Here is a 6,000-nt window from a genome sequence, read left to right as displayed (position 1 = left end):
AACGACTCTTGACTCCAGCGTGACCGGCTCCAACCCGCACACCGATCCTTCGGACAAGCCACAACCCGGACCCACCACACAGGCTAACCCCCACACCCCGAGAAGGTCTTGACCTAAAGGGGTGCCATTTCCGACGTCCTGCCCCGCGGTCGATCTCGCTCCATCGACCGCCCGATCAGCGGATCATGGGGCAAGCGGAATCTCGTTGGTGGGCAGGAGGATCAGCTGATCGACGACGCCCTGGACTCCAGTGCGAACAGGCGGCAGCCACGGCCTCATCGTCACGACGCCACCGAAACTCGGACCAATCCATATTTTTAGCTGGTACGAACCACCTCCGCTGCCAATCGGTTTTGGGCAGTTGTTGTTCCGATAAGTGGTATGAGACGGAGGAGTCCTGGCGATGACAGCAGATATCGATAGGTCGGTTGGCTGTGCGCCTGCTGGTGATTCCGCGCGTCCGGGCCGGTTCCGGTGGTTTCGCGGTGGTGCCGTTGTGTTGGCCGTGGCGGGTGCCGTCGTCACCTTCCTGGTCGGCGGTATGCCCGTGGCTTCAGCCAGCTCGGACACCCCGCTCACTGGCGCGGGACTGACCCTGCTGGATCCCGATTTCGCGCTCGATCTGCAACGGCGCGAAATGAAGGTCGAAGCTGTGGGGGGTGCGCGCAAGGTGGATGCCGATATCCAGCTGCCGGTCGCCAAGGGCAGCAAGATCCAATACGGAAAGAAGGTCACCGGCGGCAAAGTCATCCTCCGCGGCGGTATCGAGCTGTCCAAAGGCGACAAGAAGCTGGCGCTGTCGAACATGAGCTACGACATCAGGTCCGGCGGCCTCACCGCCAGGGTCGGCGCCAAAGCCAACGTCGTGATCGGTTCGGCGAATGATCCCGACAGCGCCGAGGTCGTGATGAACGAGGGGACGACGCGCGCCACACTGAAACTCGCCAACCAGGGTCTGAAGCTACATGCTGACTTCTTCACCGCTGTCGACAACGCAGTCGGCAGCAACCTGTCCGCCGATTTCCCCGACGGAGCCTTGATCGCCGCCGAGCTGGACGTGGACGTGGACCTGGCGGTGGGTGACAAGCTCAACACAGCTCTGATCGTGGCACTCGGCCTGGACAACGAGATCGACCTCGACCTGGGCGTCGACGCCCTGCTGGACGCCGATCTCGACCTGAGTATCGATCTCTTGTAGGCGTAAGTCAGGGTCTCCAAATCGTGGCCAACTGGCCGAGTCGTGACCAGGCATTCCACGCTGCCCGCTCAGCAGTGCGCCGGTACAGGGCTGGCCGGATACCGAAGCCGAAACCCGCTGGGGTGGAGAAGAAGACCGTCCGCAACAGCCACATCGCCATCCACCGTGCGCTCATCGATGCCGTCGCTTGGAAATAGCTCGTCGACCCCCGACCATGGACGAAGACGCCGCCAGCTACATGTTGGGACGCCGAGAAACCCGTGCGACGGCACCGCATCCATGAAACCGAGTTCGGCTGATGGTGCCGAACCCATGCGAAAGCGGCCCGGAACCTATGGTTCCGGGCCGCTTTCCCTAGTAGCGGGGACAGGATTTGAACCTGCGACCTCTGGGTTATGAGCCCAGCGAGCTACCGAGCTGCTCCACCCCGCGTCGGTGAACACAACATTACACAGCGGGTCGCGGGAATACCAAATCCGCTAGTCAGACAGCGTTTTGAGGGTTCAGTGAGGTAGCTGAGGGTGATCATGAAGGTGAGGTGAATCCAGGGTTTCGACCACGTGTGTGATTAAGGTCACCTTTAGGGCGGGCTTAGCGACGCGGGGCGGGCAGGCGGAAGTGCCCCGGGGTGGGTGCGCGGCTCGCGACACGCCGCGCGCGGGTTACGACGGGAATCGGCGCTGGTCGCGCGGGCGTAGCGGTTGCGGGCGCGCCCGCTACATGCGCGCGTCGCCAGCGCAAGAGGTCTGAAACGTGATCCACGCCACTATATCGGAGTGATATGGAACACATAACGGTGGGATAACAGACCGTCCAGAATTTCGAAATTAAGCATAGCCAACCTGCATGAACGCCGTTTCGGCAGTTATTCGTTTCATGCAATTCTTGCTGTTATCAAGACGTGATCTGTTGAGATTGGTTCGTTATGGTCTGTCTCGGCCCGGATCAAACCGTGATGGGCGTCCGACCCGAACCGCTGCACACCGGCGACCCTGTCCCGCGGTTCGGACTACCCCGACCTCCTGGGGACAGGGTCACGACGGGTAACCGCTCGTGTCGGTGGGCGCAGGGAGGGAAACCACCATGAACCAGAACCGGAAGTTCAGCAGTCGCGCCCTCGGCCTCGCGGCCGTCACCGGCGCCCTTGTTGCCGTCCCGTTCGCCATGACCAGCACCGCCGCCGCGGCCGCCCACGACTGGGACGGCGTCGCACAGTGCGAGAGCGGCGGTAACTGGCACATCAACACCGGTAACGGCTACTACGGTGGTCTGCAGTTCTCGCAGAGCACCTGGACCGCCAACGGTGGCAGCGGCAATCCCGCGCATGCCAGCAAGGAAGAGCAGATCCGCGTCGCGGAGAACGTGCTCGCCACCCAGGGCGTGGGCGCCTGGCCGGTGTGCGGCCAGTACCTGCGCTGGGGCGCGGGCTCCGAGGACGTCGCCGAGCCGCAGGCCGCTCCCGAGCCCGAGCCCGCCCCGGCCGCTCCGGCGCCGAACGAGCGGCAGGCCCTGATCGATCAGGCCAAGGCCGCGGGCGAGCAGGTCGCCAAGCAGTACGGCTTCGGCGATCAGTACCAGCAGCTGCTGCAGCAGAACAGCGGACTCATCGAGTCGCTGGGCCGCTGACCCACGGCCGCGCAGGACGACATCAGGCGCGGAACCGAAACGGCGCTGCCATCGAAAGATGGCAGCGCCGTTCGTCTTTCAGCGTCCGGTCCGCGCGAACTATCCGCCGGACTTGTTGTAGTCGTCGATCGCCTTCTGCAGGTTCTCGAACGCCCTGCCCAGCTGGCCGAGATCGCCGGACTTCTGCGCATCCTGCACGGACCGCAGTGCGTCGTTGAGCTGGCGAACCGCGGCATCCCTACCGGCCGATCCCGTCGGCGGCGGCGTCACCGGCGGCGGGGTGTTACCCGGATTGGTCTGCGGCGGCGGGTTGCTGGAGCCCGGCCCCGGCGGATTGGTCGCCGCCTGGCCCGGCTGCTGGGTCGCCGCCGCGCCGAGTCCGTCCGACACGTCGTTCAACGCGTCGCCGAGTGTGGGTTGATAGCCGACCTTGTCGCCATAGCTGGCCAGGACGCGCACCAGCTGCGGGAACGAGGCCGTATTCGCACCGGCGGCACGCTCCAGATACCACGGCTCCACATAGAGGATGCCGCCCTGACCGATCGGCAGCGTGAGCAGATTGCCGTACTTGATCTTGTTCGTATTGCCACCGGTCAGGGTCGTGCGCTCGTTGGACACGCGCGCATCGGTGGTCATCGAGGTCTGCACCTGTTGCGGACCCGGGGTCTGGGAGTCCGTCGGCAACTGCAGCACCGTGAACTTCCCGTAGTTGTCCGGATCGGATCCGACCGAGATGTAGGCGGACAGGAACTGCCGCTTGTAGCCCACCATCGCGCTGGTCAGCCTGAACGCCGCCTTACCCGTCTTCGGATCGCCGATCAGCACGTAGTACGGCGGCTGATTGGCATTGGTCGGGGTGTCCGAGGTCGGATCGCTGGGCACCGACCAGAAGGCGTTGTTGGTGAAGAACTCACGCGGATCGTTGACGTGGTACTTCGCCAACATCTCCCGCTGCACCTTGAACAGATCCTCCGGATAGCGGAAGTGCGACCGCAGCTCCGGCGAGATCGCGCTCTCCGGCTTCACCGCGTTCGGGAACACGCCCTCCCACGCCTTGAGCACCGGATCGTTCTTGTCCACCTCGTACAGGGTCACCGTGCCGTCGTAGGCGTCGACGGTGGCCTTCACCGAGTTGCGGATGTAGCTGACCTCCTTGCGCGGCAGCATGCGACCGGTGTTCTGGTCGATGCTGTCGGCCACCACCCCGTCCAGCGAGGTGCGCTGCGCGTAGGGGTAGTTGTCCAGCGTGGTGTAGGCGTCGACGATCCACTGGATGCGACCGTCGACGACCGCCGGATAGGCATTGCCGTCGGCCGTCAGCCACGGCGCCACCTGGGTGACCCGCTCGCGCGGATTGCGGTTGAAGATGAGCTTGGAATCGGAACCGATCGCGCCGGAGAACAGGATGTTGCGCTCGGCGTACTTGGCCGCGAAGGCCAGGCGGTTGAACCAGTTGCCGATCGGCACGCCGCCCTTGCCGGTGTAGGTGTACTGCTCGGTGGGCGTGTCGTATTCGCGCGCGGGCTGGTTGTTGCCGCCGACGATCGCGTAGTCGGCATCGGACTTGGCGATCATCTCGCCGAAGTAGATGCGCGGCTGATCGACCTTGATCGCCTGCCTGTCCTTCGGCGTGAGCAGATCGCTCACCGTCGACTGGTCGCCGATGTTGAACACCGGATAGCCATAACCACCGCTGGAGCTGCTGCCCGCGGCCGCCGAGGCCGCCTGCTGGGTCTCCTTGGGCGGGGCGACGTTGACGCGGTTGGCCGGTGAGGCCACGAAGCCGTTGCCGTGGGTGTAGACGGTGTGCTTGTTGATCCAGTTGGTCTGGTTGCCGGACAGGTTCTGCGGCACCAGCTCTCGCGCAGCCACGATGTAGTCCTGCACATCGCCGTTGATGGTGTAGCGGTCGATGTCCAGCGGATCGGGGAAGCCGTAGAAGTTCTGCAGCTGCTGGCGCTGGATGAAGGTCTGGGTCAGCAGGTTCGGGTCCAGCAGCCGGATGTTCTTGATGGTCTGCTGGTCGGCCTGGGAGATATCGGCCGACGGGCTGCGGTTGTCGGTGTTCTTGTAGTCGATGTACTGAACGTCGGTGAGCCCGTATGCCTTACGGGTGGCATCGATATTGCGCTCGATGTAGGTGGCCTCCTTGGTGGCCGCGTTCGGGCGCACCTCGAACTGCTCCACGATCAGCGGCCACACCGCGCCCACCAGGATCGACGACAGCACCAGCAGCGCCGCCGCCATCGCCGGAACCCGCAGATCGCGCAGCACGATCCCGGCGAAGAAGGCGATCGCGCAGATGATCGCGATCGACATCAGGATCAGCTTGGCGGGCAGCACCGCGTTGATATCGGTGTAGGAACCGCCGGTGAAGGTGGGCTCCTGCCGCGTGCTCGACAGCAGCGAATACCGGTCGAACCAGTACGCGACCGCCTTGAGCAGCACGAAGATTCCGGCGATCACCGCAAGCTGGATGCGCGCCGGACGGGTGAGGTTGCCCTCGCGACCGGACAACCGCAGCCCGCCGAAGACGTAGTGCGTCACCAGATTCGCGAAGAAGGCGATGACCACCGCGACGAACAGCCAGTTCAACAGCATCTTGTAGAACGGCAGATCGAACGCGTAGAAGCCCACGTCGATATGGAACTGCGGATCCTTGATGCCGAACGAGCCACCGTGCAGGAACAGCTGCACCGTCACCCAGCTCGACTGCGCCACCAGCCCGGACAGCAGGCCGACCAGCGCCGGGATGCCGAGGCCGAACAGCCGCAACCGGCCCATGACCGTGGTGCGGTAGCGCGCGATCGGATCGTTGGGCCCGGAGACGGGCACGAATACCGGCCGCGATCGGTAGGCCACCAGCAGCGACAGCCAGATCAGCAGGCCGACCGCGACCGCCACCACCAGGAACAGCAGGATCCGGGTGAACAGCACCGTGGTGTAGACGCGTCGGAAACCGACCTCGCCGAACCACAGCCAATTCGTATATGCGTCGGTCAGCCGTGGACCGATCAGCAGTAGTGCCGCTATGACAAGGGCCGTCACCAGCAGCACCCGGCTGCGTCGGGACAGCGATGGTAAGCCTGTCGGGGGGCGCATGCCCACGATGCCACACTCCCAGTTCGGTTCCGATGGTCCCTACCGGACCGTTCGCGCCCCACTTTACGGAAATC

3 protein-coding genes and 1 tRNA gene are annotated in these 6,000 nt (G+C 64.4%); 2 read left to right on the top strand and 2 right to left on the bottom strand.

What is annotated here, in order from left to right:
- Positions 1-403 precede the first annotated feature (403 nt).
- Positions 404-1,198: a hypothetical protein gene (locus NDR87_RS18715; protein ID WP_251913895.1), complete on the top strand. Its 795-nt coding sequence runs from the start codon at positions 404-406 to the stop codon at positions 1,196-1,198.
- A gap of 358 nt (positions 1,199-1,556) precedes the next feature.
- Here NDR87_RS18715 and NDR87_RS18710 read toward each other — a convergent pair.
- A tRNA-Met gene (locus NDR87_RS18710) sits at positions 1,557-1,630 on the bottom strand.
- Between the two features lie 651 nt (positions 1,631-2,281).
- Between NDR87_RS18710 and NDR87_RS18705 the strand changes: the two genes are divergently transcribed.
- The gene (locus tag NDR87_RS18705; RefSeq protein WP_251913896.1) at positions 2,282-2,824 is read left to right on the top strand and encodes a transglycosylase family protein; all 543 of its coding nucleotides are present in this window, start codon (positions 2,282-2,284) and stop codon (positions 2,822-2,824) included.
- 99 nt (positions 2,825-2,923) lie between these two features.
- Here NDR87_RS18705 and NDR87_RS18700 read toward each other — a convergent pair whose 3' ends face one another.
- The gene (locus NDR87_RS18700; protein WP_251913897.1) at positions 2,924-5,932 is read right to left on the bottom strand and encodes a UPF0182 family protein; all 3,009 of its coding nucleotides are present in this window, start codon (positions 5,930-5,932) and stop codon (positions 2,924-2,926) included.
- Positions 5,933-6,000 lie beyond the last annotated feature (68 nt).

Origin of the sequence: Nocardia sp. CDC159 (genome assembly GCF_023740735.1) — a bacterium.
GTDB lineage: Bacteria > Actinomycetota > Actinomycetes > Mycobacteriales > Mycobacteriaceae > Nocardia > Nocardia pulmonis.
This window is presented reverse-complemented; position numbering and strand designations above follow the sequence as displayed.

What these genes read in the sequence shown, in the direction of transcription:
- NDR87_RS18715 (WP_251913895.1), top strand. Translation starts at nt 404, where the DNA reads ATGACAGCAGATATCGATAGGTCGGTTGGCTGTGCGCCTGCTGGTGAT.
- NDR87_RS18705 (WP_251913896.1), top strand. Translation starts at nt 2,282, where the DNA reads ATGAACCAGAACCGGAAGTTCAGCAGTCGCGCCCTCGGCCTCGCGGCC.